General features: G+C 29.9%; 1 protein-coding gene. It reads left to right on the top strand.

Annotated elements, in window-relative coordinates; genetic code table 11:
• Positions 1 to 588 precede the first annotated feature (588 nt).
• Positions 589 to 784: shikimate kinase (locus AC1DWA_RS32945; RefSeq protein WP_477917618.1), on the top strand; the 196-nt coding region annotated here is incomplete at its 3' end.

The following is a 784-nucleotide window of genomic DNA, read 5'->3' as shown; positions in this document are numbered from 1 at the left end:
ATGATGACTAGTTTGTATAGATGTAATAAATAGTTTTCTCTCATGAATAAAGTACATCAATTTGAACAAACTACTCAAGATGCCGTAAGGTATCCAATATTCCGACACGAATCTTTTCTCTGAGAGCAGAAAAAAACACTGATTAAGGMCCAGTGGTTTTTCTGTTTTTTAAATTGCACTTGTTAAAGAAGGGAAAATCAGTCAAAAATCACATTTTGACTATAAAGATGAAGTTGCTATATCTCATGAAAAAAATCTACTGATTAGACATAAGTTCTGACGAACTTGAGCAAACTACTCATGATGTTTCCAATTATTGATTCATATAATTGAATTCTCCAACAGAAAAACTCCTCCCACCTGGGGAGTTTTTTCTGTTTTTAAKCTGTATATCATATACAAAGTTAGTTTCATAATAGATTTTATCAGAAGTAAATACTTAATATAGTAGCAGGCTTAAGCCTGGTTTTTTATTCTAATAAATAACTTCTTTACTGAAAAAATTAATAATGATCCTCTTATAGAACATATACATAACATTGATTGAGACAGGAACCTTACTGTTATTTCCAAAAGGGAGGGTGAAAATTGTCTAAGATATGTATTCTTGGAAACGGTTGTGCAGGTAAAACTACACTAGGAAAAAAGTTAAGCAAAGATCTTTCACTTCCATTCTTTGAAATGGATGAAAAACTCAAATTTTTAAAGACAACTCCTTTTCCTACAAGACAACAAATCAGACATTTTTCAAGAGAACTAAACAAATTATTAGATAAAGATAAAT

The organism is Rhodococcus sp. P4_F3_2 (genome assembly GCF_056401335.1).
This window is presented reverse-complemented; position numbering and strand designations above follow the sequence as displayed.